Origin of the sequence: Streptosporangium sp. NPDC048047 (genome assembly GCF_040653115.1) — a bacterium.
In the GTDB taxonomy this organism is placed as follows: domain Bacteria; phylum Actinomycetota; class Actinomycetes; order Streptosporangiales; family Streptosporangiaceae; genus Streptosporangium.
The window spans coordinates 1-25,665 of the sequence record NZ_JBEZNH010000077.1 but is presented as its reverse complement, the minus strand read 5'-3'; the positions used below and the strand labels follow the sequence as shown (position 1 = coordinate 25,665).

The 25,665-nt window shown below is 72.5% G+C and carries 27 protein-coding genes and 3 tRNA genes; 15 read left to right on the top strand and 15 right to left on the bottom strand.

Translation table 11 applies throughout. The features are described 5' to 3' along the window. Window positions 1-5: 5 nt before the first annotated feature. From AB0D67_RS36005 to AB0D67_RS35970, 8 genes are all read right to left on the bottom strand, one after another. On the bottom strand, window positions 6-1,685 hold the full coding sequence (locus tag AB0D67_RS36005; protein WP_362945968.1) for a heparinase II/III family protein: 1,680 nt from the start codon (window positions 1,683-1,685) through the stop codon (window positions 6-8). A 359-nt stretch (window positions 1,686-2,044) separates the two neighbouring features. After that, entirely contained in the window at window positions 2,045-2,449 is a 405-nt protein-coding gene (locus tag AB0D67_RS36000) for an antibiotic biosynthesis monooxygenase (protein WP_362945966.1), read from the bottom strand. A 59-nt stretch (window positions 2,450-2,508) separates the two neighbouring features. Further along, window positions 2,509-3,096 (bottom strand): hypothetical protein, encoded by a 588-nt coding sequence (locus tag AB0D67_RS35995; protein ID WP_362945963.1) that lies wholly within the window; start codon window positions 3,094-3,096, stop codon window positions 2,509-2,511. 7 nt (window positions 3,097-3,103) lie between these two features. Next, a complete protein-coding gene (locus AB0D67_RS35990; RefSeq protein ID WP_362945961.1) occupies window positions 3,104-3,610 on the bottom strand; it encodes a DUF6286 domain-containing protein in 507 nt (168 codons plus the stop codon). A 269-nt stretch (window positions 3,611-3,879) separates the two neighbouring features. Continuing rightward, window positions 3,880-4,317: an Asp23/Gls24 family envelope stress response protein gene (locus tag AB0D67_RS35985; protein WP_362945958.1), complete on the bottom strand. Its 438-nt coding sequence runs from the start codon at window positions 4,315-4,317 to the stop codon at window positions 3,880-3,882. Beyond that, the gene (locus AB0D67_RS35980) at window positions 4,314-4,502 is read right to left on the bottom strand and encodes a hypothetical protein (protein WP_362945955.1); all 189 of its coding nucleotides are present in this window, start codon (window positions 4,500-4,502) and stop codon (window positions 4,314-4,316) included. Before AB0D67_RS35980 ends, AB0D67_RS35985 begins: the two co-directional genes overlap by 4 nt. Continuing rightward, window positions 4,499-4,765, bottom strand: coding sequence for a hypothetical protein (locus tag AB0D67_RS35975; RefSeq protein ID WP_362945953.1), 267 nt, complete (start codon window positions 4,763-4,765; stop codon window positions 4,499-4,501). Before AB0D67_RS35975 ends, AB0D67_RS35980 begins: the two co-directional genes overlap by 4 nt. After that, window positions 4,762-5,169, bottom strand: coding sequence for an Asp23/Gls24 family envelope stress response protein (locus AB0D67_RS35970; RefSeq protein WP_362945987.1), 408 nt, complete (start codon window positions 5,167-5,169; stop codon window positions 4,762-4,764). Before AB0D67_RS35970 ends, AB0D67_RS35975 begins: the two co-directional genes overlap by 4 nt. Before the next feature lie 422 nt (window positions 5,170-5,591). Between AB0D67_RS35970 and AB0D67_RS35965 the strand changes: the two genes are divergently transcribed. Then, window positions 5,592-6,368: a fumarylacetoacetate hydrolase family protein gene (locus AB0D67_RS35965; protein WP_362945951.1), complete on the top strand. Its 777-nt coding sequence runs from the start codon at window positions 5,592-5,594 to the stop codon at window positions 6,366-6,368. A 28-nt stretch (window positions 6,369-6,396) separates the two neighbouring features. Then, a complete protein-coding gene (gene gltX, locus AB0D67_RS35960; RefSeq protein ID WP_362945985.1) occupies window positions 6,397-7,728 on the top strand; it encodes a glutamate--tRNA ligase in 1,332 nt (443 codons plus the stop codon). A gap of 56 nt (window positions 7,729-7,784) precedes the next feature. Here the strand turns inward: gltX and erm are convergent, their stop codons facing one another. Then, window positions 7,785-8,624 (bottom strand): ErmE/ErmH/ErmO/ErmR family 23S rRNA (adenine(2058)-N(6))-methyltransferase, encoded by an 840-nt coding sequence (gene erm / locus AB0D67_RS35955; protein ID WP_362945948.1) that lies wholly within the window; start codon window positions 8,622-8,624, stop codon window positions 7,785-7,787. Window positions 8,625-8,962: 338 nt separating this feature from the next. Next, on the bottom strand, window positions 8,963-10,936 hold the full coding sequence (locus AB0D67_RS35950; protein ID WP_362945945.1) for a M3 family metallopeptidase: 1,974 nt from the start codon (window positions 10,934-10,936) through the stop codon (window positions 8,963-8,965). Window positions 10,937-11,122: 186 nt separating this feature from the next. Between AB0D67_RS35950 and AB0D67_RS35945 the strand changes: the two genes are divergently transcribed. The 5 genes from AB0D67_RS35945 (at window position 11,123) to AB0D67_RS35925 (ending at window position 13,571) form a co-directional block, all read left to right on the top strand. Further along, window positions 11,123-11,194, top strand: a tRNA-Gln gene (locus AB0D67_RS35945). Between the two features lie 62 nt (window positions 11,195-11,256). Continuing rightward, window positions 11,257-11,332, top strand: a tRNA-Glu gene (locus tag AB0D67_RS35940). A gap of 17 nt (window positions 11,333-11,349) precedes the next feature. Further along, window positions 11,350-11,422, top strand: a tRNA-Glu gene (locus AB0D67_RS35935). Window positions 11,423-11,772: 350 nt separating this feature from the next. Then, a complete protein-coding gene (locus AB0D67_RS35930) occupies window positions 11,773-12,738 on the top strand; it encodes a TlpA disulfide reductase family protein (protein WP_362945942.1) in 966 nt (321 codons plus the stop codon). Then, window positions 12,735-13,571: an SGNH/GDSL hydrolase family protein gene (locus AB0D67_RS35925; protein ID WP_362945940.1), complete on the top strand. Its 837-nt coding sequence runs from the start codon at window positions 12,735-12,737 to the stop codon at window positions 13,569-13,571. Before AB0D67_RS35930 ends, AB0D67_RS35925 begins: the two co-directional genes overlap by 4 nt. Window positions 13,572-13,744: 173 nt before the next feature. Here AB0D67_RS35925 and AB0D67_RS35920 read toward each other — a convergent pair whose 3' ends face one another. Together AB0D67_RS35920 and AB0D67_RS35915 are read right to left on the bottom strand one after the other, a co-directional pair. Beyond that, the gene (locus tag AB0D67_RS35920) at window positions 13,745-15,490 is read right to left on the bottom strand and encodes a hypothetical protein (protein ID WP_362945937.1); all 1,746 of its coding nucleotides are present in this window, start codon (window positions 15,488-15,490) and stop codon (window positions 13,745-13,747) included. Between the two features lie 64 nt (window positions 15,491-15,554). Continuing rightward, entirely contained in the window at window positions 15,555-16,271 is a 717-nt protein-coding gene (locus tag AB0D67_RS35915) for an IclR family transcriptional regulator (protein ID WP_362945935.1), read from the bottom strand. 71 nt (window positions 16,272-16,342) lie between these two features. On the opposite strand from AB0D67_RS35915, the gene leuC reads away from it, so the two are divergent. The 4 genes from leuC (at window position 16,343) to AB0D67_RS35895 (ending at window position 19,001) form a co-directional block, all read left to right on the top strand. Then, window positions 16,343-17,731 carry a 3-isopropylmalate dehydratase large subunit gene (leuC, locus tag AB0D67_RS35910; protein ID WP_362945932.1) on the top strand — a complete coding sequence of 463 codons (1,389 nt, stop codon included), beginning with the start codon at window positions 16,343-16,345 and terminating at the stop codon, window positions 17,729-17,731. 5 nt (window positions 17,732-17,736) lie between these two features. Continuing rightward, the gene (gene leuD / locus AB0D67_RS35905; protein WP_362945930.1) at window positions 17,737-18,324 is read left to right on the top strand and encodes a 3-isopropylmalate dehydratase small subunit; all 588 of its coding nucleotides are present in this window, start codon (window positions 17,737-17,739) and stop codon (window positions 18,322-18,324) included. Continuing rightward, the gene (locus tag AB0D67_RS35900; RefSeq protein WP_362945927.1) at window positions 18,303-18,557 is read left to right on the top strand and encodes a hypothetical protein; all 255 of its coding nucleotides are present in this window, start codon (window positions 18,303-18,305) and stop codon (window positions 18,555-18,557) included. The genes leuD and AB0D67_RS35900 overlap by 22 nt, the downstream gene beginning before the upstream one ends. Window positions 18,558-18,701: 144 nt before the next feature. After that, window positions 18,702-19,001, top strand: coding sequence for an HU family DNA-binding protein (locus AB0D67_RS35895; protein WP_362945925.1), 300 nt, complete (start codon window positions 18,702-18,704; stop codon window positions 18,999-19,001). 118 nt (window positions 19,002-19,119) lie between these two features. On the opposite strand, the gene AB0D67_RS35890 is transcribed toward AB0D67_RS35895, so the two are convergent. Beyond that, window positions 19,120-19,329: a hypothetical protein gene (locus AB0D67_RS35890; protein WP_362945922.1), complete on the bottom strand. Its 210-nt coding sequence runs from the start codon at window positions 19,327-19,329 to the stop codon at window positions 19,120-19,122. A 151-nt stretch (window positions 19,330-19,480) separates the two neighbouring features. Then, the gene (locus tag AB0D67_RS35885) at window positions 19,481-20,353 is read right to left on the bottom strand and encodes a TetR/AcrR family transcriptional regulator (RefSeq protein ID WP_362945919.1); all 873 of its coding nucleotides are present in this window, start codon (window positions 20,351-20,353) and stop codon (window positions 19,481-19,483) included. A gap of 210 nt (window positions 20,354-20,563) precedes the next feature. Here AB0D67_RS35885 and AB0D67_RS35880 point away from each other — a divergent pair, with 210 nt between their 5' ends. Next, window positions 20,564-22,015 carry an MFS transporter gene (locus tag AB0D67_RS35880; RefSeq protein ID WP_362945917.1) on the top strand — a complete coding sequence of 484 codons (1,452 nt, stop codon included), beginning with the start codon at window positions 20,564-20,566 and terminating at the stop codon, window positions 22,013-22,015. A 37-nt stretch (window positions 22,016-22,052) separates the two neighbouring features. Here the strand turns inward: AB0D67_RS35880 and cofC are convergent, their stop codons facing one another. Continuing rightward, entirely contained in the window at window positions 22,053-22,775 is a 723-nt protein-coding gene (gene cofC / locus AB0D67_RS35875) for a 2-phospho-L-lactate guanylyltransferase (protein ID WP_362945914.1), read from the bottom strand. A 78-nt stretch (window positions 22,776-22,853) separates the two neighbouring features. Between cofC and AB0D67_RS35870 the strand changes: the two genes are divergently transcribed. The 3 genes from AB0D67_RS35870 to AB0D67_RS35860 form a co-directional block, all read left to right on the top strand. Further along, entirely contained in the window at window positions 22,854-23,567 is a 714-nt protein-coding gene (locus tag AB0D67_RS35870) for a lysophospholipid acyltransferase family protein (protein ID WP_362945911.1), read from the top strand. A gap of 20 nt (window positions 23,568-23,587) precedes the next feature. Further along, entirely contained in the window at window positions 23,588-24,595 is a 1,008-nt protein-coding gene (locus AB0D67_RS35865; RefSeq protein WP_362945909.1) for an NAD(P)H-dependent glycerol-3-phosphate dehydrogenase, read from the top strand. A gap of 233 nt (window positions 24,596-24,828) precedes the next feature. Beyond that, a partial coding sequence (locus tag AB0D67_RS35860) for a D-alanine--D-alanine ligase family protein (RefSeq protein WP_362945906.1) occupies window positions 24,829-25,665 on the top strand: 837 nt, incomplete at its 3' end.

Genomic DNA, 25,665 nt, shown 5'->3' with positions numbered 1-25,665 from the left:
GGGGCTCAGCGCAGGTCGGCGCCGGAGACCCGGAAGCTCACCGGGCCCTGGGAGGTCTCCACGGTCACCTTGGAACCGGAGCAGGAGACCGAGGGCCTGTCGGTCCCCGGCACCACGACGGTGAGCACCGGGTCCGCCGACGCGGGGGAGACGACCGCCGGGGCGGGCTGCTTGCTGAGGTAGGCGGTGGAGACCCAGCCCTGGTAGGGGTTCCGCTGCCCGCGGATCACCTCGAGCCCGCCGACCGGCTTGCACGAGGGCATCGAGACCTGCGCCAGCGTGGCCTTCCAGCCCGCCTTGTCCTTGACCACGACCCGGCCGCCGGAGGCGGAGACGACGGACAGCTCCGAGGCGAGGTGCCAGGTGGTCGTGACCTTGGAGCCCTTGGCCACGGTGTCCAGCACGGCCATCACGTCGCGCCCGTGGCCGACCAGCACCGAACGGGTCCTCGGCACGCCGTAGGCCCGGTCGGTCAGCCGGTAGCTCTGCCGGTCCTCGCCGAGGGACGACCTGCTCAGGGAGGTGGCGGTCTTCCCACGGAACGGCCGTCCCGCCACGGCCGGGGTGTTGTGCGCCTGCGGCGACCCCGTCCAGCGACGGTAGGCGTTCTCCTCGTAGGAGTGGAAGCCCACGTCCACCAGTACGTCGCGGCCCTGGGCGTAGTAGGTCACGCCCAGGTGGTCCTCGTGCCCGTGGTACTTCAGGCCGGGACCGAAGCGGATGGAGTAGAACGCCGACTCGGGCTTGTCCCAGGCGGTGCGCCCGTAGACGTAGCCGTTGCCGAACACCTTGACCTTCGCCTTGGGGTGGTCGTAGCCGGTCGGCCGCACGTCCGCGCCGCCGTCGCCGATCGGGACCATGAACCCGTTCGGCTGGGTGGAGTGGGAGATGAAGGTCTCCAGCCCCTCCCACCGGTCGGCGATCCCGGCGGGGACCTTGAGGCCGCACGCCTTGATGTTCTCCATCGCGACGCTGAGCCGCTCGTGGACGTAGAGCGCGTAGCGCGGCGCCTGCTCGCGCAGCACGCCCTGGGAGTCGACGTCCAGCTTGACCGTCTCGGTCAAGCGCCGCAGGGCGAGGCCGGACCACTTCGGGCGCTTGTAGCGGCACCCGATGCCCAGCAGCGCGATGTCCTGGTCGATGCCGTGGTTGTGGCCCTTCTCGTACAGGCGGGGGTCGGACAGCACCGCGGCGTGCTCGGCCAGGCTCTTCGACAGCCAGGGCTCCTGGACGTGCTTGCTGAGACAGACCAGGGCGGGGGCGCGCAGCGCGACGGGGTGCTCCTGCCAGGCGTACGGGCTGGCCTTCGGGCCGCCGCGGCGCGGGTTGTCGGCCACCCAGTCCTTGGCGATCTCGGTGGCGCGGGTCAGGTAGGACTTCTCCCCGCTGGTCTCGTACTCGGCCACCAGCCGCCCCATCCAGCGCAGCGAGTGGAAGACCATGCTCCAGGAGCGGTTGCGGTAGGGGTCGGTGCGCCAGTCGACGTCCTTGCCGACCTTGACCGGCGGGAGGTCCAGGAACTCGACCTCGCCGTTCATGATGTCCGGCGCGGTCGGGGTGGCCGGCAGCCAGTCGCCCTGGCACTCGGAGGTGCGTTCCACCGCGGCCTGAGCCGGACCGGTCACCGTGGCGTGGCTCGCGAGGAGGGCGGTGGAGAGGATGAGTGCTCTGGTGCGGCGGCGCACGCCTGTTCCTTCCGGGGCTGACGACGGGGGCGGATCATGCTGTCCGTATCCCACCAAACCGGTCAAGTTGGGAAGGGCGCTTTCAGGGGATCGTTAGCAACCAGATGCGCGCGGCGCGTCCGACGACGGCTCCGGAGGCGGGTTCGGCCGGCCGTCATCACGTCCGCCCGTCAACCCGCCTTCGCCCGTCGTGCTCCGCCCACGCGGTCTCGCCGAAATCCCGTCCGCTCCGCCCGCAGGCCGCGTCGCCCGAGTCTTCGACCGTCCGCTCCGCCCGCAGGCCGCGTCGCCCGGGTCTTCGACGCCGCGGATCCCCGGGTGCGCCCCGGGGGTCCGCCTGCCTGAGAAGTGCCGGGCGCTCAGGACTCCTGGCCGCCGGGGCCGGTGCTCTGGACGACCTCGAACGACCACAGCTCGGACCCGGTGGCGGCCGGCGCCTGGCCCTGTCCGTGCCCGTGTCCCTGACCGGCCTCCTGCCCGTGGCCGTGCCCGTGGCCGTGGCCGTGGCCGTGTCCGGCGCCGCCGCCCTCCCCGGCGTGACCCCGCTGGAACGCCTGGCTCTCGGTCCAGCGCCTGAAGTCGTCCTCGGAGCGCCAGCGGGTGTAGACCATGTAGCGGTCGGTGCCCTCGACCGGGCGGAGCAGCTCGAACCACTCGAACCCGTCCGCCGACTCGACCATCCCGGCGCGTGAGGAGAACCGGCGTTCCAGTTCCCGGCGCATCTCCGCCGGCACCGTCAGGACATTGATCTTCACGACCGACACGTCTTCTCCCTGGCGTTCGAGGCGTTGCCTGCGGAAGGCCACTCTACGACCGGCGTCCCTCAGGCGACGGTCCGGCGGGGGCGTGGCGGCTCGGCCAGGTTCACCCTGGCCACGGCCGGTACGTGCTCGGCCTCCAGCGCGTACCGCGCGTGTGAGACGGCCACCCCGCCGATCTGCTCGCAGATCGCGCTCATCGGGGCGGTCTCGTCGGCCGTCAGGCGCAGCCGTACGGCGGGGTGGGCGCTCGTGCCCGTCATGGCGGCGGTGACGTCGTGGACGGCCGGGTGCGCGCGGACCTCGGCCGCCACCGCCTCGGTCACCGTGTCCGCGCGGACGTCGGTGGCGCCGCCCGGTCCGTGCTCCAGGCGGATGCCGCGCAGCCTGCCGCTCCGTCCCTGGACGATCAGCCAGCGCAGCCCGAACAGGGCGAGCAGCGTCGCGGCCAGGGAGAGCGCCCCCCAGCTCCACGGGGCGTTGCGGGCGAATCCGGCGCGCGTCGCGGGGCTGATCAGCGGCTCCGTGGCGGACGCCCAGCTCTGCGGGAGCAGCCGGGTGCCGCGGGCGAGCGCGTAGGCGCCGGCGATGGTCAGCAGCAGACCTATGATCAGCAGCCCCAGCCGGTTGCCCCGCGCGGTCCTCCTGTCCACCTCCGGCTCACCTCCCCCGCAGCCGCACGGTCACCGGATGGTCGTGCACGGGGGAGAGCTCCTCGATCCGCGCGCGTACGGCCTGCCGTACGGCCTCGGGGAGTCCGGACGCGTCGCGCAGCGTGGTGCGGGCGGTCACCCGCGCGGTCCGGCCGGCCAGCCGTACCCGGGAGCGCTCGACCCCCGGCACCCGGTCCGCCGCGTGGGCCAGGGCGCCGGTGAACCCGCGCCGCCGCACGCCGACGATCAGGTCGGGGTCGCCGGTCCTGACCGGGACCGTCCCGGGCCTGCCCGGGATGAGCGCGAGCAGGATCAGCAGCAGGCCCAGCGCGGTGAGCAGGGTCGCGGCCCCCAGTGCCTGCGGGGACCGCCACGGCGTCGAGGAGGCCCAGGCGAGCATGCGGTCGTACGGCACGACGCGCAGCGGCCTGCCGAGCAGCGCGGAGATCACCTCAGCCGCCACCAGGCCGCCGACGGCGAGCATCAGGACGGCCGTGACGACGGCGGGGACCACCCGGCGCGGGCGGAAGGCCCGGACGGCCGCCCGGTCGGCGGCCCGGTTCCGTGGGACCGGGCCGGACGTGGACGGGCCGGCAGCCGGGGTCTGTTCCGGAGTCCCCGCGCCGGATGCGGTCGGCGGGCCCGGGGGAGGGGACCCGGTGGGCGTTCCCCCGGAGGCCGGGCCTGCCGGTTCGGGCGGTCCTGGCGGCCCGAGCGGGCCTGCCGGTTCGGGCGGTCCTGCCGGTCCGGGCGGTTCCGGCGGTTCCGGGGCGGCGGAGGCGGTCATGGCGTGTCATCTCCCGGGGACGGCACGAGGTCGGTCACGCCGATGTCGATGTGGCCGACGGAGAGGCCGGTGAGGTCGTGGACGCGGCGGGCGACGTGCCGCCGGATCTCCTCGGCGACCTGCCGCAGCGGGACGGGGTAGTCCACCGACACGTCCAGTTCCAGGACGGCGAGCTCGTCGTGCACGACGGCGTGGGTGCCGCCCGGGGCCAGCGCGCCGCGCTCACGGACCCGGTGCACGTGCGGCACCTCCCCGGCGGCCCGGGCGGCGATGCGCGCCACCACCCGCTCGGGGATGTCGGTCCTGCCCCGCCGCTCGGGCGGCACGCCCGACGGGCCGGGCCCGTCGCGGGCCGCCTCCCACGCGGGGACGCCGCCCGGCTCCGGCGGGGCGTCCGCCGCGGCGGGCGGCGCGGACCCGGCGGGAGCGGTCATCTGCGCCTCGCGGACAGCTTGGACAGGTCGATCGCGTCGCCGTCGACGAGGCGGCCGATGATCAGCCCGAAGGCCCCCAGGACCAGTACCAGCAGGAACGCGCCCAGGCCGCCGAAGGCCGCCGCGAAGCCCAGGGCCACGCCGGCGATCAGGCCGATGAGCGACCAGATGGGAAATCCGTTCACCGTATACCTCCGATGTGGATGTTCACCGGGCGGCCGCCCACCAGCGGGGCGAGGGCGGCGCGCACGTCTTCGGCGATCTCCGGAAGCGGCCGTCCGGGCCGGACGACGATGGAGACCTCGACCTGGTCGTCCCGTACGGCGACGCCGGGCACCTTCTCTCCCGGCAGGTAGGTCGCCACCGCGCCGAACGGGCCGCCGGAGAGCCCGGCGACGCCGGGGCAGTGCCGTACGGCGTCGGCGACCTCGTGGGCCAGCTCACTCACCGGACACGCGCCTCCTGCTCGCTCTCCCGTTCCCTTTCCGGTCGTTCCGGCTCGGGCAGATGGACGTCGTCGACCCGGATGTTGACCTCGGTGACCTCCAGGCCGGTCATGCGCTCGACCGCCGAGATCACGTTGCGGCGCACCGAGCCGGCCAGGTCGGGGATGGCGACGCCGTACTCGACCACGAGGTCGATGTCGACGGCGGCCTGCCGCTCGCCCACCTCCACGGCCACACCCTGGGTGACGTTCCGGTCGCCGCCGCCGACCATGCCGCGAACCGCGCCGAGGGCGCGTGTTCCGCCGGTGCCCATGGCGTGGACGCCCTCTATCTCACGGGCGGCCATGCCGGCGATCTTCGCGACGACGCCGCTCTCGATGCTCGTGGTGCCCTTCGGCGTTATCAGGTCTCCGCCGGATCCCGGGTTGTCGGTCCGCGTCCGCGACGGCGGGGTGCCCTCGTCTCTCGGCCTGTTCGCCGTGCTCGCTTCGGTCACGTCGACTCCCTCCCCCGAGGGGAAGTCCGCCTGCTCCCCCGAACCAGTTCCTGTAAAGGGTGGTACCCCTAATAACAATAGAAATCAGGACATGATAATTATTGGGCGGATAATGGAAATAGATGGTTGATTGATTGCCGCGGTTTTCCGGGGAAATGCCGAAAAGGGATCCCCGGTGACCGTTCCGGCGCTCCCGATGTTCCCGGCGGCGGCCGTCCGGAGCCGTACGGGGGCGGGGGAGCGGTGAGGACCGGACGGCCGGGGACCCGGGGCGGCGGGCCGGGGGGCGGCGGCGGTCCCGGGCGGCCCACGGGCGCGACTAGCCTTGTCCTGTGCGTATCGCGAGGTTCTCCACAGGTGAAGGTGTCGGATTCGGGGTGGTCGAGGGCGGCCCCGGCGAGGAGTTCGTCTCCGCGATCTCCGGGCACCCGTTCGGCTCGATCCAGTTCACCGGCGAGCGCCACCCGCTCTCGCAGGTCCGGCTGCTCGCGCCGATGCTGCCCAGCAAGGTCGTGGCGATCGGCAGGAACTACGCCGAGCACGCCCGCGAGATGGGCGGCGACGTCCCCGAGGAGCCGCTGATCTTCCTGAAGCCGTCCACCTCGGTGATCGGCCACGGAGAGACCATCGCCTACCCCGTCGGGCTGTCGGAGCGGGTCGACTACGAGGGCGAGCTGGCCGTGGTCATCGGCAGGCTCTGCCGCGACGTGCCCGCCGAGCGGGCCCGCGAGGTCATCTTCGGCTACACCTGCGCCAACGACGTCACCGCCCGCGACCTGCAGAAGAAGGACGTCCAGTTCACCCGGGCCAAGGGCTTCGACACGTTCTGCCCCCTCGGCCCGTGGATCCAGACCGTGCTCGACCCGGACGACCTCGCCATCACCACGACGGTGAACGGCGAGCTCCGGCAGAGCTCGCGCACCTCCAAGCTCATGCACGACATCCCGGCGCTGATCGCCCACGTCAGCGCGGTCATGACCCTGATCCCCGGCGACGTCATCCTCACCGGGACCCCCGAGGGCGTCGGACCGCTGGACGTCGGCGACGAGGTCAGCGTCGGCATCGAAGGAATCGGCACTCTCACCAACCGGGTGGTCTCCCGTGATTAGGGTTCGTTTCGCTCCCTCGCCCACCGGCATGTTCCATGTCGGCGGCGCCCGTTCGGCGCTGTTCAACTGGGCGCTGGCCGAGCAGTCCGGCGGCAGGTTCGTCCTGCGCATCGAGGACACCGACGCCGCGCGTAACCGGCCGGAGTGGACCGAGGGCATCATCTCGGCGCTGGCCTGGATCGGCATCCACGAGGACAGCCCGTTCTTCGAGGGCCCCTACTTCCAGTCGTCCTACGAGGAGCAGCACCGCGAGGCGGTGACCAAGCTCCTCGCCGCCGGCCGCGCCTACCACTGCACCTGCACCCGCGACGACGTCAAGGCCCGCACCGGCTCCGAGCACCGCGGCTACGACGGCTTCTGCCGCGAGCGGGGCCTCACCGAGGGCGCGGTCCGCTTCCGCACCCCCGACGAGGGCGTGACGGTCGTCGACGACCTCGTGCGCGGCAGGGTCGAGTTCCCCAACGACGCGATGGAGGACTTCGTCGTCGCCCGCGCCGACGGCTCGCCGCTGTTCGCGCTGGCGAACGTGGTCGACGACATCGAGATGCGGATCAGCCACGTGGTCCGCGCCGAGGAGCACCTGTCCAACACGCCCAAGCAGCAGCTGCTGTGGGAGGCGCTCGGCGTGACCCCGCCCGTCTGGGCGCACCTGCCGGTCATCGTCAACGAGAAGCGCCAGAAGCTCTCCAAGCGCCGCGACAAGGTCGCCCTGGAGTCCTACCGCGACGAGGGCCACCTGCCGGAGGCGATGGTCAACTACCTCATGCTGCTCGGCTGGGGTCCCGGCGGCGACCGTGAGATCATGCCCTGGTCGGAGATGGTGCCGCTGTTCCGCCTGGAGGACGTCAACCCCTCCTCGGCGTTCTTCGACGAGAAGAAGCTGCGCGCGTTCAACGGCGAGTACATCCGGGCGCTGCCGCTCGACGACTTCATCGCCCGCTGCGACCCGTGGCTCGCGCCCGACTGGGACCGCGAGACCTTCGCCAAGGTCGCCGGGCTCGCCCAGACCCGCATCGCGGTACTGAGCGAGATCACGGCGAACGTCGACTTCCTCTTCCTGGACGAGCCCGTCTTCGACCAGGCGTCGTGGGACAAGGCGATGAAGACCTCCGCCAGGGAGATCCTCACCGGCTACCTCGCCCGTCTGGAGAAGGCCGACTTCGACCCCGAGTCGCTCAAGACCGCGCTGGAGGAGGTCGGCGCCGAGCACGGCCTCAAGCTCGGCAAGGCCCAGGCCCCGGTCCGCGTGGCGATCACCGGCCGGACCGTCGGCCTGCCGCTGTTCGAGTCGATCGAGGCGCTGGGCCGCGAGCGCTCCATCGCCCGCCTCCGCGCCGCCCTCACCCGCCTGGAGGGCTGAACCCCTCCCGCGCTCCGGTGGCGGCGCCGGGCGCGGGGCCCGGCGCCGCCGGCGGGTCAGTGGAGACGGTGGAACAGAGCGATCCACCGGTCCGGGTGGACGTGGGCGACGACGCTGTCCGGATCGACGCCGGCCCCGGCGAGGGCCGCGTCGACCTCGGCGGCGGAGTGGCGGCGGCGCAGCGAGGCGCGCAGGGTGCCGCCGACCCCGCTGAAGCCGAGTTCGACCAGGTCGCGGTAGGCGTCCATGGCCTCCGGAGGCAGCAGACCGGCAGGCCTGCGCCGGATGCGCAGGATCGCCGAGTCGACCCCGGGGACCGGGCGGAACGCGGCGCGGTCGATCACGCCGTGCAGGTGCCAGGTGTGGCGGGGCCAGCTCACCACGGTGAGTCTGCTCCACCTGCCGTAGTCGCCGGTGCGTTTGCGGGCGTACTCCAGCTGGGTGACGAGAGTGGCCGAGGTGAGGTTCCCCGCCCGCAGGCACCAGTCGACGATGCGCGAGGTCACCGCGTAGGGGATGTTGCCCACGACGGCGAACGGCTCGGCGGGCGGCCTGGCGGCGGTGAAGTCGCCGCGGACGACCTCGATCCGGTCGTCGTCGCGGGTGCGTGCGGCCAGCTTTCCGGCCAGCAGTGGATCGATCTCGTAGGCGATGACCTTTCTGCAACGGCCGGCCAGGACCCGGGTGAGGGGGCCCTCTCCCGCGCCGGGTTCGAGGACGAGGTCCCCGGGTTCCGGCGCCGCGGCGGCGACGACACGGTCGATCTCGCGGGGATCGGCCATGAAGTTCTGCGAGAGGGCACGCCTCGCCTGGTCGCGGGTGGTTCTCCCGCCGCCGTCGGCCCTGACCTTCTTCTGGGTGTGTGAATGGTTTCCGTGTGCGAATGAACGCGCCACAGCGTTTCGCCCCTTCGGGGTCCGAGAGATGGATCGGGTCTCGGAGAAGCCCTGGGCGCACGCGTGCGGACGCGCGTCGTCATGAGATGCGGAGCGCGCGTCCTAGCGGGCCAGGGCCCGGGTGGCGCGAGGCCGCTTGACCAGGCCCACCCGGAGGTGGGCGAAGCACAGTGCGTGGTTCATGGCTCCAGGTTAGGGAGGGCCGCAACCGGTTTTCCGCCGGGAGATCCGGCGGGGACGGATACGGGCGCGCCTGGACCGCCCTGAAATGTCCGGGAAGCGCCCCGGTACGGCCGGCGCAGCGCCTCCCGCCGAGCCGGCCGTACCGGGAAGGGCCGTCACACCAGGCCGCGGCGCTCCAGCAGGGGCTCGATGCGCGGGTCACGGCCACGGAAGGCGCGGAAGGCCTCCAGCGCGTCCTTGGCGCCGCCGACCGACAGCAGGGTCGAGCGGAAGTGGTCGCCGTTGGCGCGCACCAGGCCGCCGTTCTCCTTGAACCACTCGACGCTGTCGGCGTCCAGCACCTCACTCCAGATGTAGGAGTAGTAGCCGGCGCTGTAGCCCACGCTGCTGGAGAAGACGTGCGCGAAGTAGTTGGTCCGGTAACGCGGCCGGACCAGCTCGAAGGCGATGCCGGCGCGCTCCAGGGCCGCCGCCTCGAACGCCTCGGCGTCCTCGACGGTCTCGCCCGGGGCGAGCTTGTGCCAGGCCCAGTCGAGCAGGGTCGCGGCGAGATACTCGACGGTGGCGAAGCCCTGGTTGAACTTCTCGGCGGCCTGCATCTTCTCCACCAGCTCCGCCGGCGCCGGCTCGCCGGTCTCGTGGTGCCTGGCGAAGTTGGCGAGGATCGACGGCCAGGTCGCCCACATCTCGTTCACCTGCGAGGGGTACTCCACGAAGTCGCGCGGCACGGCGGTGCCGGAGACCCGGGGGAAGCGCACGTCGGAGAACAGGCCGTGCAGGGCGTGCCCGAACTCGTGGAAGGCGGTGTTGACCTCGTCGAAGGTCAGCAGCGTCGGGCCCTCGGCCGGCTTGGTGATGTTGAGGTTGTTCATCACCACGGGCAGCCGGCCGAACAGGTGCGACTGGTCCACGAGGTTGTTCATCCAGGCGCCGCCGCGCTTGGTCGGCCGGGCGTACGGGTCGAACACGAACAGGCCCAGCTCCGAGCCGTCGGCGTCGGACACCTCGAACACCCGGACGTCGGGGTGGTAGCCCCGGAGGTCGTCCCGCTCGGCGAAGCGCAGGCCGTACAGCTCGCCCGCCGCGTGGAAGACGCCGTCGCGCAGCACCCGGTCCAGCTCGAAGTAGGGACGCAGCTCGGAGCTGTCGAAGTCGTAGCGGGCCTTGCGCACCTTCTCGGCGTAGAAGGACCAGTCCCACGGCTCGATCGGGAAGCCGGCCTGCTCGCTCAGCGCCTCGGCCTCGCGGCGGGCGTTGGCCACCGCCGGGCCGACCAGCTTGCCGAGCATCTCCTCCACGGCGTCGGTGGTCTTGGCCGTCTGGTCGGCGACGGTGTAGGCGGCGTGGTTCGGGTAGCCGAGCAGGGCGGCCCGCTCGGCGCGCAGCGCCGCCATCTTCACCGCGAGCCCGAAGTTCTCCGGGGCCCGGCCGGTCGACAGCCCGTACAGCCTGCGGCGGGTCTCCCGGTCGGTCAGCTCGGCCAGCGCGGGCTGGTTGGTGAAGTTGAGCAGCGGCAGGACGTACTTCCCGTCCTTCTCGATCGCCTTGAGCGCGGTCTCGGAGAGGCCGTCGAGCTCCTTGGCGTCCTCGGCGACCAGCGCCGAGGCGGTGGTGGCGGCCAGCAGGTTCTGGGAGAAGGCGGTGCCGAGCGTGGCCAGCTCCTCGTTCAGCTCCCTGAGCCGTTCCTGCTCGGCCTCCGACAGGTCGGCGCCGGCCCGGACGAAGTCCACGCGGTACTTCTCCAGCAGCCACGCCTCCTCCGGGTCGTCGGTGGTGACCTGCTTGAGCCGGGCGTACAGGGCGCGGTTGAGGTGGATGGCGTCGCCGTGCTTGGTCAGCCGGGGGGCGACCTCCTTCTCGATCTCCCGGATGGCGTCCGTCGCGTGCGAGGCGGCGACGCTGAAGAAGACGATCGCCGTCCGCTCCAGGATCTGGCCGGAGCGCTCCAGGGCCTCGACGGTGTTGGCGAAGGTCGGCGGGGCGGGGTCGGCGACGATCGCGTCCACCTCGCGAAGCTGCTCGGCCATGCCGCGCTCGAAGGCGGGCAGGTAGTGCTCCTCCTTGATCTCGGCGAACGGCGGGAGCTGGTAGGGCAGGGTGCTTGGGGCGAAGAAGGGGCTCTCAGCCACGACGCGGGCTCCTCATGTGGGGTTCTGTCTGCCCCAGCAGCGTTACACACCCGGCCGGTCGAGGCCATGCCGGTGTCACACGATCGGACGCCCTGCCAGGCGCGGGCCAATCGTTTTGGTCTCCACGCCCAACCTGGGCTATTCTTTCGGAGTCGCAAGCGAGCACCGCAAGGAGCTCAACCGCGGTGGGGTATGGTGTAATTGGCAACACGACTGATTCTGGTTCAGTTATTCTAGGTTCGAGTCCTGGTACCCCAGCTGCGTCTTCCTCGCGAAGGCGTCGCGGATTTGGTTCCCCCCGAATCCGACGACAGTGTCTCGGTCCCGTCGTCTAGTGGCCTAGGACGCCGCCCTCTCAAGGCGGTAACGCCGGTTCGAATCCGGTCGGGACTACCACACTGTCATCTCTGCAAGGCTCCGTCGTCTAGTGGCCTAGGACGCCGCCCTCTCAAGGCGGTAGCGCCGGTTCGAATCCGGTCGGGGCTACATCGGTGAAACCCCCGGAAGCAATGGCTTCCGGGGGTTTTCTGTGTTCCGGCGGTTCTGGCGGTTCCGGTGCCTCCCTGCCGGTCCTCCGTGTTCTCCGCATCCCGGCGTCTCCCCGCCAGGTCCTTCGCTCCTCCGCGTTCGGGCACGTTTCCGCCGGTCTGCGCGTTCCTGTGTTCCGGCGCGTCTCCGCCGGCCCTCCGCTCTCCCGTGTTCCGGCCGGGCTCCTCCGCTCCTCTGTGCTCCGGGTGATCCTCCGCGTCCCGGCGCGTCTTCCGTGATCGCGCTCTTGCCCGGATGCCGGTGTTCCCCAATAATTAGAGAGCAGCACTATCTAATAGGGGGCGAAGATGATCACTTTGCTGGCGGACGGCCGCGAGGAGAAGGCCGACGGGCTCGTCGTGCCGCACGGGACGGCGATCCTCGGCTGGGAGCGCAAGCCGCACGGCTGGTGCAGGGGTGAGGCGTGCATCCCCTCCTTCCGGGCCGCCCCCGCCGAGAACGGCGACGGCGTGGACCTGGTGAGGTTCGCCGAGCTGCTCGGCCGCCCGGCGGTCACCGACGAGGATGAGGGCGTGGTCGCGATCGGCGAACCCGCCGGGACCGCCCTGGACCGCGCGCCGGACTTCCCGGAGCTGGTCGCGCTGCGCGGCGTCAAGGTCGCGCTGGTCTTCTGGGCCTCCTGGTGCGGCTGCCGCTACGACCTGCCCGCCTGGGACGCCCTCCACCGCGAGCTGGGCGGGTACGGCTTCAGCCTGCTCAGCGTCTCCCTCGACCGCGACCCCGCCGACGCCGCCGAGTGGCTCGCCGACGTCGCCCATCCGGCCGTGGTCGACGCCGACGGCCGGATCGCCGAGCTGTACAACGTGATCAACGTGCCGACCGTGGTCTGGGTCGACGAGGAGGGCCGGATCGCCCGGCCGCAGGACACCATGACCGCCACCGACACGTTCCGGTCGATGAACGGGCTGTCGTCCGAGCGCGCCGTCGCGGCCCTGCGCCGCTGGGTGGTGGACGGCGAAGCCGGGGCGACGACCCGGCGGCTGCGTCCCCCCACCGACGAGGAACGCCTGGCCCGGCTGCACGGGCGCCTGGCGGCGTGGCTGCTGCGCCGCGGGCGCGCCGAGGCCGCCCGGCGCCACCTCGACGAGGCCGCCGCCCTGGCCCCCCACGACCTCGCCGTCCGCCGCGGCCTGATGCCGCTGGCCGGCGTCGACCCGTTCGGCGAGGAGTACTTCCGCGTCCGCGAGGAACTGGAGAGCGCGGGCGTCGCGATCTACCGGCCGCTGCCCGACTGGCAGGGAGAGGACGCGTGAGCGCCGAATGGCTGGCCTCGCCGGCCACCGTCGCGCTGGCGCCGGTGCTCGCCGTGCAGGGGCTGCGGATCCGGCGCGGGACACCCCGGCTCCCCGAGGCCGCGGGACCGCTCGCCGGCATGACCGATGTGATCGACGTGACCGGCAGGGCCGACGGGGCGTCGGCCGCGGAGGTCTCCGAGACGCCAGGGGTCGCGGGAGTCGCGGGGGCCGTGGGCACCCTGCCCGGCGGGGAAGCGGGGCCGGTGTTCAGGCTGGCCGTGCTGGGGGAGTCCACCGCGGCGGGTGTGGGCGTCGCCACCCACGACGAGGGACTGGCCGGCTTCCTGGCCCGCGAGGCGGCCGCGCGCACCGGCCGCCCGGTGCGCTGGCAGGTGGCCGCCAGGAGCGGTGTCAACACCCGCACCACCACCGCCGAGCTGGTCCCGCTGCTGGAACCCGCCGACGTCGTCGTGGTCGCCCTGGGGGTGAACGAGCTGCTGGAGCTCAACCGGCCGCGCAGGTTCCGGGGCGAACTGCGGGAGCTGGTGGCGGCGGTGCGCCGGAGGCTGCCCGGGGTGCCGGTCGTGGTGGCGGGCATGCCGCCGGTCGGGAGGTTCCCCGCGCTGCCCCAGCCGCTGCGCGCCGTACTGGGCCTGCGGGCGCGGGCGCTGGACCACGTCATGCGCGATGTGGCGCGCGACGCCGAGGGGGTCGTCCACGCCACCGCGGAGGTGCCCGTCGAGATCGCCGGGTTCTTCGCCTCCGACGGGTTCCATCCGTCGGCGACCGGCTATCGTCACTGGGCCGAGGCGCTGGTCCGCGCCCTGCCGGGCCTGCCCGCCGCGGGCTGAGGCGCATCGCGAGGCCGGCCGGTCAGGGACCGGGAGACGCCGCGGGGCCCGCCGGGCACGCGCTGACGGCCACGCGCTGACGGCCACGCGCTGACGGGCACGAGGCCCCCCGCGGCGCACCGCCGTACGGCACGGCCGGCCCCGGGGGTTCCCGGCGGCCGGCCGCGGTGCGCTCAGTTGTGCGCCGAGCGGGCCTTGAACAGGGCCCTCTTGGCGGCCTTGCCGACCTGCTTGTCCGGGTGGGCCTGCTCGATCGCCTCCAGCAGCTCCTCCAGGTGCGGGTGCGGCACCTTCCAGATGACGTCGAGGAGGCCGACCAGGCTCGACGCCGTGCCGATGTCGTCGAGGCTGCTGACGAACTCCGGCCGGCCGAGACCGGCGGAGATGGTCAGCATGTCGAGGATCAGCCAGTGGGTGTCGGCCTGGGTGGGCGTGGGCGCGTCGTCCACGCCGAGCTGGGCCAGGTGGGTGGCCGCGTAGGGGTGCAGGGACGGCTCGTCCAGGGCCTCCTGCCAGGCGGGCACCGCCACCTCGCCGAGCGAGCCGACCATGCTGGCCGCCTGCACCCGGATCAGGGCGTCGGCGTCGTCCTCGGCCGCGGCCTCCAGCAGCTCCCTGGCGGCCTTGGCGGGCTCGCGCAGCTCCATCCAGGCGGCGAACTCGGCGTCCGCCTCCTCCTCGGGCAGCTCCGCGCTGAAGGTCAGCAGGTCGAACGCGGTCATCGCGTCGATGGCGGGCCGGGCGTCCAGCTCGATGTCGGAGTCGTCGGCCAGGTGGACCACGCCCTCCATGCCGAGCGGGGTCAGCCGTACCTGGTCGTGCTCGACCTCGGCCATGCCGTACCCGGCGAGCCAGTCGAGGACGGGGTTGAGCGGGTCGCCGTACTTGGCGGTGGCCGCGGCCCACGCCTCGGCGCCGCGCTCGTCGTACTCGGCGGCGGCCTCGGCCAGCTCGGCGCGCAGCTCCGGAAGCGACCTGGACCCGCTCGCCAGGAGGATCCGGACCAGCAGCGCCCGGGTCAGCCCGGACAGGGCGATCGTGGCGTCCTCGTCGTCCAGCTCGGGGTCGCCGTAGTCGACCGAGTGCAGGCCGGCCATCCAGACGTCCAGGGCGTCGTCGTCGTCCTCGAACGGCCAGTCGGCGGCGTCGGGATCGGCGCCGACGGTGTCCTCGCCCTCGGGCTGGAGGAAGTCCAGATCGATGGCGAGGTTCCAGATGTTCCAGAGCGCGGGCACCCGGTCCGACAGCGGCTGGTCGCCGCCCTGGGGGACGGGCAGGCCGAGGGCGGCCACGGCCTCGGTGATCTCGGCGTCGGTGAGCAGGCTCGTCTCGCCCACCCGCCGCTCGGAGCCGACCCAGAGCGCGAGGTCGCGAGCCTTGCCGATCAGCGGTGACCTCCGTACGGCCCTGGCCAGCTCCGCGTCGGGGCGCAGGCGGATCGTCGGCAGCTCGGCGAGATCGTCGGCGAACGGCTCGAAGTCGCCCAGCCCCTCGATCTCCTCCTCGTCCTCCTCGTCGTACTCCTCGTCGTCCTGCTCGGCGACGAGGTCCTCCATCGCGTCGACGAAGTCGTCCTCCAGACGGTCGAGCTCGGCCATCAGGTCCCGGAGCGGGGAGGACCCCTTGGACAGCCGGCCGGTCTCCGACAGGAACGTCAGGTAGGCCCGCAGCGCGGGCACCATGCCGTCCGCCGCGGCGTCGGGGTCCTCCACGACCTGGGGCATCCGTTCGAGGAGCACCTTGCGCAGATCGGCACGCTTCCACCGGCTGACGTCGTCGGAGGCGGTCAGCCGGTGCCACAGGGCGACGGGACCGACCAGGTTGGAATCGGTGCCGGGCGCGTTCTCGCGCGCCCAGAGGATGAAGTCCTGGAGCAGGGGACGCAGTTCCGCCGCGGCCGCCTCGATGCGATCTGTCACGCACCCAGACTAGGGCTCCGGAAGGGTGCTCGCCCCCTCATATCGCGCCACTCCGCGGGCCCTTTCAGTTGGCCCGTCGCATCGCCTCGGTGATCCGTTCCGCGGCGCTCACCACCGGCGCCGCGTGCAGGCGGCCCGGCGTGCGGGTGAGGCGCTCGATCGGCCCGGAGACCGAGATCGCGGCGATCACCTTCCCGGCCGTGCCGCGGATAGGGGCCGACACGCTCGCCACGCCCTGCTCGCGCTCGCCGACGCTGTGGGACCAGCCTCTGCGCCGCACGCTCGCCAGCGTCGCCGCGGTGAACTTCGCGCCGCGCAGCCCCCGGTGCAGCCGGTCGGGCTCCTCCCACGCGAGCAGGATCTGCGCGGCGGACCCGGCGAGCATCGGCAGCGCCGAGCCGACCGGCACGGTGTCGCGCAGCCCGCTGGAGCGCTCGGCGGCGGCCACGCACACGCGCTCGTCGCCCTGGCGGCGGTAGAGCTGGGCGCTCTCGCCGGTCAGGTCGCGCAGCTGGGCGAGGACCGGCGACGCCACGGCCAGGAGCCGGTCCTCGCCCGCGGCCGTGGACAGCTCGGAAAGGCGCGGGCCGAGCACGAAGCGGCCCTGCGTGTCACGGGAGACGATGCGGTGGTGCTCGAGTGCGACGGCGAGCCGGTGGGCCGTGGGTCGCGCCAGACCGGTGGCCTGGACGAGCTGTGCCAGGGAGGCCGGGCCGGCTTCGAGGGCGTTGAGCACGAGCACGGCCTTGTCCAGTACGCCGACTCCGCTAGAGTTGTCCATACACCGATACTGCCGTCTCGACATATGAGAAAGCAAGTCGGGTGCGGAATGACTGATCGCAAGGAGGCGACATGGGCCGCACGCTGGCGGAGAAGGTCTGGGAGCAGCACGTGGTGCGACGTGCCGAAGGGGAACCCGATCTGCTCTACATCGACCTTCACCTCATCCATGAGGTGACCAGCCCGCAGGCCTTCGACGGCCTGCGCATGGCGGGCCGTCCCGTCCGGCGGCCCGAGCTGACCATCGCGACCGAGGACCACAACGTCCCGACCGTCCTCGGCCCGATCGAGGACCCCGTCTCGCGCACGCAGGTCGAGACACTGCGCAAGAACTGCGCCGAGTTCGGCATCCGGCTGCACCCGATGGGCGACGCCGGCCAGGGCGTCGTGCACATCATCGGCCCGCAGTTCGGGCTGACCCAGCCCGGCATGACCATCGTCTGTGGCGATTCTCACACCTCGACCCACGGCGCCTTCGGGGCCATCGCCTTCGGCATCGGCACCTCGGAGGTGGAGCACGTCCTGGCCACCCAGACCCTGCCGGCCTACCGGCCGAGGACGATGGCCGTCGAGGTGTCCGGCGAGCTGCCTCCCGGCGTCACCGCCAAGGACCTCATCCTGGCCATCATCGCCAAGATCGGCACCGGCGGCGGCCAGGGGCACATCGTCGAGTACCGCGGCGAGGCGATCCGCGGGCTGTCGATGGAGGGCCGGATGACGGTCTGCAACATGTCCATCGAGGCCGGCGCCCGCGCGGGCCTGATCGCCCCGGACGAGACCACGTTCGCCTACCTCGAGGGCCGCCCCCACGCCCCCACCGGCGCGGACTGGGACGCCGCCGTCGAGCACTGGCGCTCCCTGGCGACCGACGAGGACGCCGTCTTCGACACGGTCGTGGAGATCGACGCCTCGACGCTGACCCCGTTCGTCACCTGGGGCACCAACCCGGGCCAGGGCGTCCCGCTCGGGGAGTCGGTGCCGGACCCGGAGGACACCTCCGACCCTGCCGCCGCCCGGCGCGCCCTGGAGTACATGGGCCTGACCGCGGGCACCCCGCTCCGCGACATCGAGGTGGACACGGTCTTCATGGGCTCGTGCACCAACGGCCGCCTGGAGGACCTGCGGGCCGCGGCCGAAGTGCTGCGCGGCCGAAGGGTCGTCACCCGCACGCTCGTCGTCCCCGGCTCGATGCTGGTCAAGCTCCAGGCCGAGCAGGAGGGGCTGCACGAGGTGTTCAAGGCCGCCGGAGCCGAGTGGCGGGAGGCCGGGTGCTCGATGTGCCTGGGCATGAACCCCGACACCCTGGCCCCCGGCGAGCGCAGCGCCTCCACCTCCAACCGCAACTTCGAGGGACGCCAGGGCCGGGGCGGCCGCACCCACCTGGTCTCGCCCCAGGTCGCCGCGGCGACCGCCGTCACCGGCAGGCTGACCGCCCCCGCCGACCTGGACCAGGAGGTCTGATCACCATGGAAGCCTTCACCACCCACACCGGCCGGGCCGTGCCGCTGCGCCGCAGCAACGTCGACACCGACCAGATCATCCCGGCCGTCTGGCTCAAGCAGGTCAGCCGTACCGGGTTCGACAGGGGACTGTTCTCGGCCTGGCGGGAGGACCCCGGCTTCGTCCTGAACGACCCGGCCCGCCAGGGCGCGTCGATCCTGGTGGCCGGCCCCGACTTCGGCACCGGCTCCTCGCGTGAGCACGCCGTGTGGGCCCTGCAGCAGTACGGCTTCCGCGTCGTGATCGCCGCCCGCTTCGGCGACATCTTCCGCAACAACTCCACCAAGATGGGTCTGCTCCCGGTCGTCCTGCCGGCCGCCGTGGTCGAGGAGATCCAGACGGCGACGGAGGCCGACCCCTCCCTGGAGATCACCGTCGACCTGGCGGAACGCCAGGTGCGCTGGGCCGGGGGGACCGCCGCCTTCGAGATCGACGACTACACCCGCTGGCGGCTGATGGAGGGCCTGGACGACATCGGGCTGACCCTCCGCCACGCCGACGACGTGGCCGCGTACGAGAATGGCCGGCAGCCATGGTTGCCGACGACCGTCTGACGGACCCCGAAGAGGAACTGGCGCGGCGGCTGCGCGAGGCGCACCGCCGCGTCCGCGGTCTCCACCTGCCCGCCGACCGGCGGGAGCGGCTGGCCCGGCGGCTGATTTCGATCAACGACGCGGCCAAGCACAACGTGGGTCATGCCGCCCGACGCCTGGATTCCTTCCTTCTGGACCTAGATGCTCTGGTTTCAGACACGCCGAGTCCTGGAAACATTGCGGAAGGTGATTGAGTCATACGGCTCCGTCCCCTAATTTCAAGCGGGCAAGGGGTTTCTCGCTCTGTTGAGACCTCATGCCGTGACAAATCGGGTGATGACGGGGCGATCTACCTCATGGCCCACTCCCAGACATCGGTAAGCAGGGGGAGCAAACCTATGAACAAGAAGGAACTCGTCGACGCGGTCGCTGATCGGGTCGGCGACAAGAAGACGGCGACCGAGGCCGTGAACGCGGTGATCGACACCATCCAGAAGGCCGTCGCCCGAGGGGACAAGGTCTCCATCACGGGGTTCGGCGCCTTCGAGATGGTCAACAAGCCCGCCCGTACGGCCCGCAACCCTTCCACGGGCGCCGAGATCAAGGTCGCCGAGAGCTGGGGGCCGAAGTTCCGTCCCGGCTCCGACTTCAAGGAGCTCGTCAACACGGAGGGAAAGAAGGCCGCGAAGAAAAAGTAGAGCCTTCTTCCGGACGCCCGGGCCCTGAGGGGTCCGGGCGTCCGGCTGTCCGGGGGCCCGGCTGTCCGGGGGTCCGAGGGGCCCGGCTGCTCGAGGCGTGAGGCGGGACGCCGTGCCGTCAGGGCCGGCCGGGCAGCGGGAAGGTGGACAGCGTGACGTAGGCGACCCGGTCGTCCTCGAGGAGGATGTTCACCCGCTGGCCGGGCCGGAGCAGCCGAAGCGGCCCGGCGTCGAACGCCTCCGCGCCGAACGGCAGCTCGGTCCCGTCGTCGAGGAAGACCGACCCGGACCGGGTCGCCGCGTCGAAGATCCTCACCGTCGCCTGCACCCGACCAGCGTAGCCCGCGACCGCCCGCGCCGGGCCGTACGGATGGCCGCTCTGCCGGGCCGTGCGCGGGGGCGTCCGTCTCCGGCGCGCACCCGGCGGCCCGCGTCCGGCTGCCGGGCCGTACGGACGTCCGTCCCCGGCTCCGTCGCCGTCAGCGGTGGCGGGTCTCGCCGGGCTCCGAGGTCTCCGGGGCCTTCGGCGTCTCCGGGGGGGTCCCGGCCGCCGGGCGCTCCGGGCTTCCCGTCCCGGCGGTCGCCGCCCCGCCGTTCGCCGCCGCCCCGCCGTTCGCCGCCGCCTCGTCGTTCGCCGCGGCCTCGGCGGCGAACGACGCCAGGCCCCGGATGATGATCTCGACGCCGAGGTCGAAGCGCTCGTCGTTGGACCGGCCGAGCATGGAGTGCGACAGCGCCGTCAGGTTCGGGAAGCGCTCGGGCGGCAGCTCGGCGAAGTAGCGCTCCAGCGCCTCGCGCATCCCCTGCCACGTCAGCTCGTCGGAGGCGCGGTAGCGGTCCTGCCACATGTTCTCCTCCAGGGCGAAGCCGTCCACGAAGGTGGAGAGCACGTCGCCGGCGGCTCCGGCGACGCGGTCGGGCAGGCCCGCGGCGCGGAACACCCCGAGGAGCGCGTCCAGGTGGGGGAGCATCTCCGGTTTGAACGGCACGGCGCCCATCGAGACCCTGGCCATGTCGCGGTGGGAGCGGAGCCTGGCCAGCGCGGCGCGGGTGTAGTCCCTGAGCTGTTCCCGCCAGCGCTCCGGATCGGGCTCGGGCCACTCCAGGTCGGCGAAGAACCGGGAGTACATCAGCTCCAGCAGCTCGTCCTTGCTGCTCACGTGGGCGTAGAGGGCCGAGACGGCGACGCCCAGCTCGGCCGCGACCATGCGCATGCTCAGCCGGTCGTAGCCCTCCCGGTCCAGCACGGTGAAGGCGGCCTCGATGATCCGGTCCCTGGAGAGGGGGATCCGGGGCGGGCGCGTCCGGCCGCGCGGGCGGTCCCAGGGCAGGGCGGGCAGCTCGTCGCTCATGACGCCAGTGTATGTCGAGGTGAACAGCGATCACCGCGCCGAACACCGCTCTCATTCGCGTCATATCTTGTCTTGCGGCATGATGCGACATATCTTAAGAACGGCGTACCGATTGTTGAACGCTGTTCTCTAGATGAACAGTGATCAGCTATGCTGAACACTGTTCACCGATGCTGGACGTCGTTTCCGCAGATCCCTGAGGAGTCCCCCGTGGCCGCAGAACTGACCACCCCCGCTCCACCCGAGGCGGAGGCGCCCGCCTACCGCTGGCGCTGGGCCGCCCTGTTCGTGATCCTCGCCGCCGAGGTGATGGACCTTCTCGACGCGATGGTCACCAACATCGCCGCGCCCACCATCCGCGCCGAGATCGGAGGCACCGCCGCCACGATCCAGTGGCTCGGCGCCGCCTACACGCTCTCCATGGCCGTCGGCCTGATCACCGGGGGACGGCTGGGCGACATCTTCGGCCGCAGGCGGATGTTCCTCATCGGCGCGGCAGGGTTCACCGCCGGCTCGCTGCTGTGCGCCGTCGCCCAGACCCCCGAGCTGCTCATCGCCGCACGGGTCGTGCAGGGCCTGTTCGGCGCGGTCATGCTCCCGCAGGGGCTCGGCATGATCAAGGAGATGTTCCCGCCGAAGGAGATGGCCACCGCGTTCGGCCTCTTCGGTCCCGTCATGGGCCTGTCCTCGGTGGGCGGTCCCACCCTGGCGGGATGGCTGGTCGAGGCCGACCTCCTCGGGACGGGCTGGCGCATGATCTTCCTGATCAACCTGCCGCTCGGCCTGGCCGCCGTGCTCGCGGGACTGCGCTTCCTGCCCGAGTCGCGCTCGCCGCATCCGCTCCGGCTCGACGTGCCCGGCGTGCTGCTGGTCTCCGCCGCGAGCTTCCTGCTGGTCTACCCGCTGGTCCAGGGCAGGGAGAGCGGCTGGCCCGTATGGGCCTTCGTCATGATGGCCGCCTCGATCGCCGTCTTCGCCGCCTTCGGCTGGTTCGAGTCCCGCAGGAGCCGCGCCGGCGGAGACCCGCTGGTCGTGCCCAGCCTCTTCCGCAAGCGGGCCTTCACCGGCGGCCTGCTGACCGGCATGGTCTTCTTCTCGTCCATGACGGGCTTCACGCTGGTGTTCAACCTCTACACCCAGATCGGGCTCGGCTATTCGGCGCTCAAGGCCGGCCTGGTCATGATCCCGTGGTCCCTGGGAATGATCGCGGGCTTCGGCGCCGCCCAGGCGGTGCAGCGGTTCGGGCGCCGGGCGCTCCAGGGCGGAATCGTGATCATGACGCTCGGCGTGCTGGGCGTGCTGCTCACCGTCGCCATTGCGGGCCAGACCGTGACCGCCTGGCAGTTCGTCCCCGCCCTGGTGGTCACCGGATTCGGCATGGGCCTGCTGATGGCGCCGTTCTTCGACATCGTGCTCGCCGGGGTCGAGCAGCACGAGACCGGCTCGGCCTCCGGCACACTGACGGCCGTCCAGCAGCTCGGCGGCTCCTTCGGCGTCGCGCTGCTCGGCACGGTCTTCTTCAACCTGCTGACCTCCGGCACCGACATGGGCACCGCGGTGCGGACCGTGCTGTGGGTGGTCGCGGCCATGCTCGTGGCGACCCTCGTGACGTCCTTCCTGCTGCCGAAGCAGGCCCGCGAGGGGGAGCCCGCCGGACACTGATCCCGATATCCCGATCCCGCCCGGCTCGGGCGGGACCTCAGCGAGGGGAGTCCCCCGGCGGGGACTCCCTTCCCGGCCCCTCGGTTCCTCCGGGCGTGCCGGCGGTCCCCGGCCCCCCGATTCCCGCCAGCCTCCCGGCGATCTCCGCCGTACGGGGGCCGACCCCCAGACGCAGGGCCGCCCGCAGGTCGTCGGGGGTGTCCACGTCCCGGCGGACCGAGTCGACCCCGTACAGGCACAGTTCCTTCGCGCCGCGCCGCAGGTGCCGGTCCCGCGACGGGCCGCCGAACCCCGGGGTGAACGGCACGCCGGGGCGCACGCCGTAGAAGGTCGTGCCGACCTCGACGGCGTCGGGGAGGAAGGACTGGTCGAACTCTCCGGCGGCGGCCAGCACGAGCGCCAGCTCCGCCGGGCGGAGCGCGGGAAGGTCGGCCTGGAGCGCGCCGACGGGGCCGCCGGGCGCCAGCCGTACCGCCTCCAGGCAGCCGTGCCGCAGCGCCGCGTTCAGCCCCGCCTCCGGATCGCCGGTGACGTGGGCGCCCACCTCCGCCAGCGCCGGGGCCGCCACCGGGTCGCCCGTCACCACCACCACCCGGGCCACGGCGGCGCAGCGCAGGGCCGCCTCCACCGTGTCGCAGGCGATCGCCACGGCCAGCGCCGCCCGGTGCGGCCCGGCCGCCTCCGACAGGCGCGTCTTGGCCGCGACGAGTGTCTTGACCGGCACGACCAGGGTCCAGCCGGGATTCTCCGTAGGAGGCATAGCCTTAGCATCCCGCCTCGACACCTCCCGCGGCCAACCGGGACACTTGGGGCCGCACCACACCTACATGGAGGAGCTATGAGACGCCCTGGATGGCCTTCCCGGTTCTGGGTCGCCCTGGCGGTCGTGATCGTCAAGCCCGTCTCGTGGCTCCTGGTCAAGAAGGACTGGCGCCGTGCCGACCGGCTGCCCAGGACCGGCGGGATCATCCTGGTCGCCAACCACCTGTCGTGGGTGGACCCCATCCTGATCTCCCACTTCCTCGTCAACAACGGCCGCTGGCCGACGATCCTGGCCAAGGCGGGTCTCTTCTCGGTGCCGCTGCTCGGGCACGCGGTGCGGTCGCTGATGGCCGTGCCGGTGTACCGGGGCAGCGCCGAGGCCGCCCGCTCGCTGGCCGAGGCCGAGCGCAGGCTCGCCGAGGGGGCGTGCGTGCTGTTCTATCCCGAGGGCACCTGCACCCGCGACCCGGACCTGTGGCCGATGGAGGGCAAGACCGGCGCGGCGCGGCTGGCCCTGGCCACCGGCGTGCCGGTCATCCCGGTGGCACACTGGGGTGCCCAGGAGATCCTTCCGTACGGTTCCAAGAAGCCCAGGCCGCTGCCGCGCAAGACGTTCCGCACGCTGACCGGGCCGCCGGTGGACCTGTCGAGGTACGAGGGGCGGCCACCGCACGCCGACGTCCTCCGCGAGGCGACCGCCGACATCATGGCGGCGATCACGGCGCTCCTCGCCGAACTGCGCGGGGAGGGGCCGCCGGGGACGCCGTACAAGAGACCTGCGCACCACTGACTTCGACGTACGGTGATGAAATGACCAAGGCGGCTGTATTCGGTACGGGCTCATGGGGCACGACCTTCGCGATGATCATGGCGAGGGCGGGCACCCGGACGACGCTCTGGGGCCGCAGGCCCGAGATCGTCGGGGCGATCGACCGCCGCCACGAGAACCCCGACTACCTCCCGGGCGTGACGCTTCCGGAGTCGCTGCGCGCCACGACCGACCCGGTCGAGGCCCTCGACGGAGCCGACTTCGTGGTTCTCGCGGTGCCCTCCCAGACGCTGCGTGAGAACCTCACCCGCTGGACGCCGCACCTGCCGCCGGAGACGGTGCTGGTGAGCCTGATGAAGGGCGTCGAGCTGGGCACCACCAAGCGGATGAGCGAGGTGATCCGCGAGGTCGCCGGGGTGCCCGGGGAACGGGTCGCGGTGGTGTCCGGCCCCAACCTGGTCGGCGAGATCGTCCGGGGCCAGCCCGCGGCGACCGTCGTGGCCTGCACCGACGAGCACGCCATGGAGCGCCTCCAGGAGGCGTGCCACCTGCCGTGGTTCCGCCCCTACACCAACCCCGACGTGGTGGGCGTCGAACTCGGCGGGGCGGTGAAGAACGTCATCGCCCTCGGGGTCGGCGTCGCGGCCGGCATGGGCCTCGGCGCCAACGTCGGCGCGATGCTGATGACGCGCGGGCTGGCGGAGATCTCCCGGCTGGGCGCGGCGCTCGGCGCGGACCCGCACACCTTCGCCGGCCTCGCCGGGATGGGCGACCTGGTGGCCACCTGCACCTCCCCGCTCTCCCGCAACCGCACCTTCGGCGAGAACCTCGGCCGGGGCATGAAGATGGCCGAGGTCGTCGCCGCGACGAAGCAGACCGCCGAGGGCGTCAAGTCGTGCGAGTCGGTCCTGGCGCTGGCCAGGAAGCACGACGTGGAGATGCCGATCACCGAGGTGGTCGTGGCGATCGTCCACGACGGCATGCCGCCGGACGAGGCGGCGGTGCTGCTGATGTCCCGGACCCCCAAGCCGGAGCGGTACGGCGTCTGACGCCGCGCCGCCCGCGCGCCGTTCCCGCCCGGGAGGCCCGCGCGCCGTTCCCGCCCGGGAGGCCCGTGCTCCGGCGCCCGCCCGCGCTCGCGTCCCGCCCCCGGCGCCCGCCCCGCCGACGCCCGCGTCCCGCGCCCGTCCGGCCGCGCGGCCGGACACCGGGGCGGCCCGGCCCGCCCACCAGCGCGTCAGATAACCGGGACGACCCGCTGGAGACGGTACATTCGGTCATCATGAGCGAGCAGCACGAAACCCGGCCCCGGGTCGCGGTCGTCTTCGGCGGCCGTAACTCCGAGCACTCCGTCTCCATCCTCGGAGCCGGGAGCGTGCTCGACGTCATCGACCGGTCCAGATACGAGGTGATCCCCGTGGGGATCGCCCAGGACGGGCGCTGGGTGCTCGTCTCCGACCGGCAGCGGTACGCGATCGAGGGCCGGGAGCTGCCGTCCGTCGACGCGGAGGGCACGGCCCTGGCACTGCCCTCCGGCAGCGGCGCGCTGGTCTCCTACGAGCCGAGCCGCGTCCCGGAGGAGTTCGGCGAGGTGGACGTCGTCTTCCCGGTGATGCACGGGCCGTTCGCCGAGGACGGCACCCTCCAGGGACTGCTGGAGATGGCCGGGGTCCGCTACGTCGGCTCCGGGGTGCTGGCCAGCGCGGTCGGCATGGACAAGGGCTACATGAAGCTGGTGCTGGCCGCCGCGGGGCTGCCCGTCGGCCCCTACGTCGTGATCCGCGACCGCGACTGGCGGACCGACCGCCAGCGCGTTCTGAAGGAGGTCGAGGAGCTCGGCTGGCCGGTCTTCGTCAAGCCCGCCCGCGCCGGCTCCAGCCAGGGCATCTCCCGGGCCGCCGACCTGGGCGAGCTGGAGCGGGCCGTCGAGTTCGCCCGGGAGCACGACCCCAAGGTGCTGGTGGAGGCGGCGATCCCCGGGCGCGAGATCGAGTGCGCGGTGCTGGAGTCCCCCGGGGACGAGGCCCCGAGGGCCAGCCTGGCGGGCGAGGTCGTGGTCGCCGGCGCGGCCGAGCGGAAACCACCGCTGCTGCTCGGCCACACCCTGGAGGGCGTGCTG

Bases quoted from the DNA above. Each gene is read 5' to 3' on its own strand.
- AB0D67_RS35985 (WP_362945958.1), bottom strand. From the start codon at position 4,317: ATGACCGCTCCCGCCGGGTCCGCGCCGCCCGCCGCGGCGGACGCCCCG.
- gltX (WP_362945985.1), top strand. From the start codon at position 6,397: ATGTTCCATGTCGGCGGCGCCCGTTCGGCGCTGTTCAACTGGGCGCTG.
- AB0D67_RS35930 (WP_362945942.1), top strand. From the start codon at position 11,773: ATGATCACTTTGCTGGCGGACGGCCGCGAGGAGAAGGCCGACGGGCTC.
- AB0D67_RS35915 (WP_362945935.1), bottom strand. From the start codon at position 16,271: ATGGACAACTCTAGCGGAGTCGGCGTACTGGACAAGGCCGTGCTCGTG.
- leuC (WP_362945932.1), top strand. From the start codon at position 16,343: ATGGGCCGCACGCTGGCGGAGAAGGTCTGGGAGCAGCACGTGGTGCGA.
- leuD (WP_362945930.1), top strand. From the start codon at position 17,737: ATGGAAGCCTTCACCACCCACACCGGCCGGGCCGTGCCGCTGCGCCGC.
- AB0D67_RS35900 (WP_362945927.1), top strand. From the start codon at position 18,303: ATGGTTGCCGACGACCGTCTGACGGACCCCGAAGAGGAACTGGCGCGG.
- AB0D67_RS35895 (WP_362945925.1), top strand. From the start codon at position 18,702: ATGAACAAGAAGGAACTCGTCGACGCGGTCGCTGATCGGGTCGGCGAC.
- AB0D67_RS35885 (WP_362945919.1), bottom strand. From the start codon at position 20,353: ATGAGCGACGAGCTGCCCGCCCTGCCCTGGGACCGCCCGCGCGGCCGG.
- cofC (WP_362945914.1), bottom strand. From the start codon at position 22,775: ATGCCTCCTACGGAGAATCCCGGCTGGACCCTGGTCGTGCCGGTCAAG.
- AB0D67_RS35870 (WP_362945911.1), top strand. From the start codon at position 22,854: ATGAGACGCCCTGGATGGCCTTCCCGGTTCTGGGTCGCCCTGGCGGTC.
- AB0D67_RS35865 (WP_362945909.1), top strand. From the start codon at position 23,588: ATGACCAAGGCGGCTGTATTCGGTACGGGCTCATGGGGCACGACCTTC.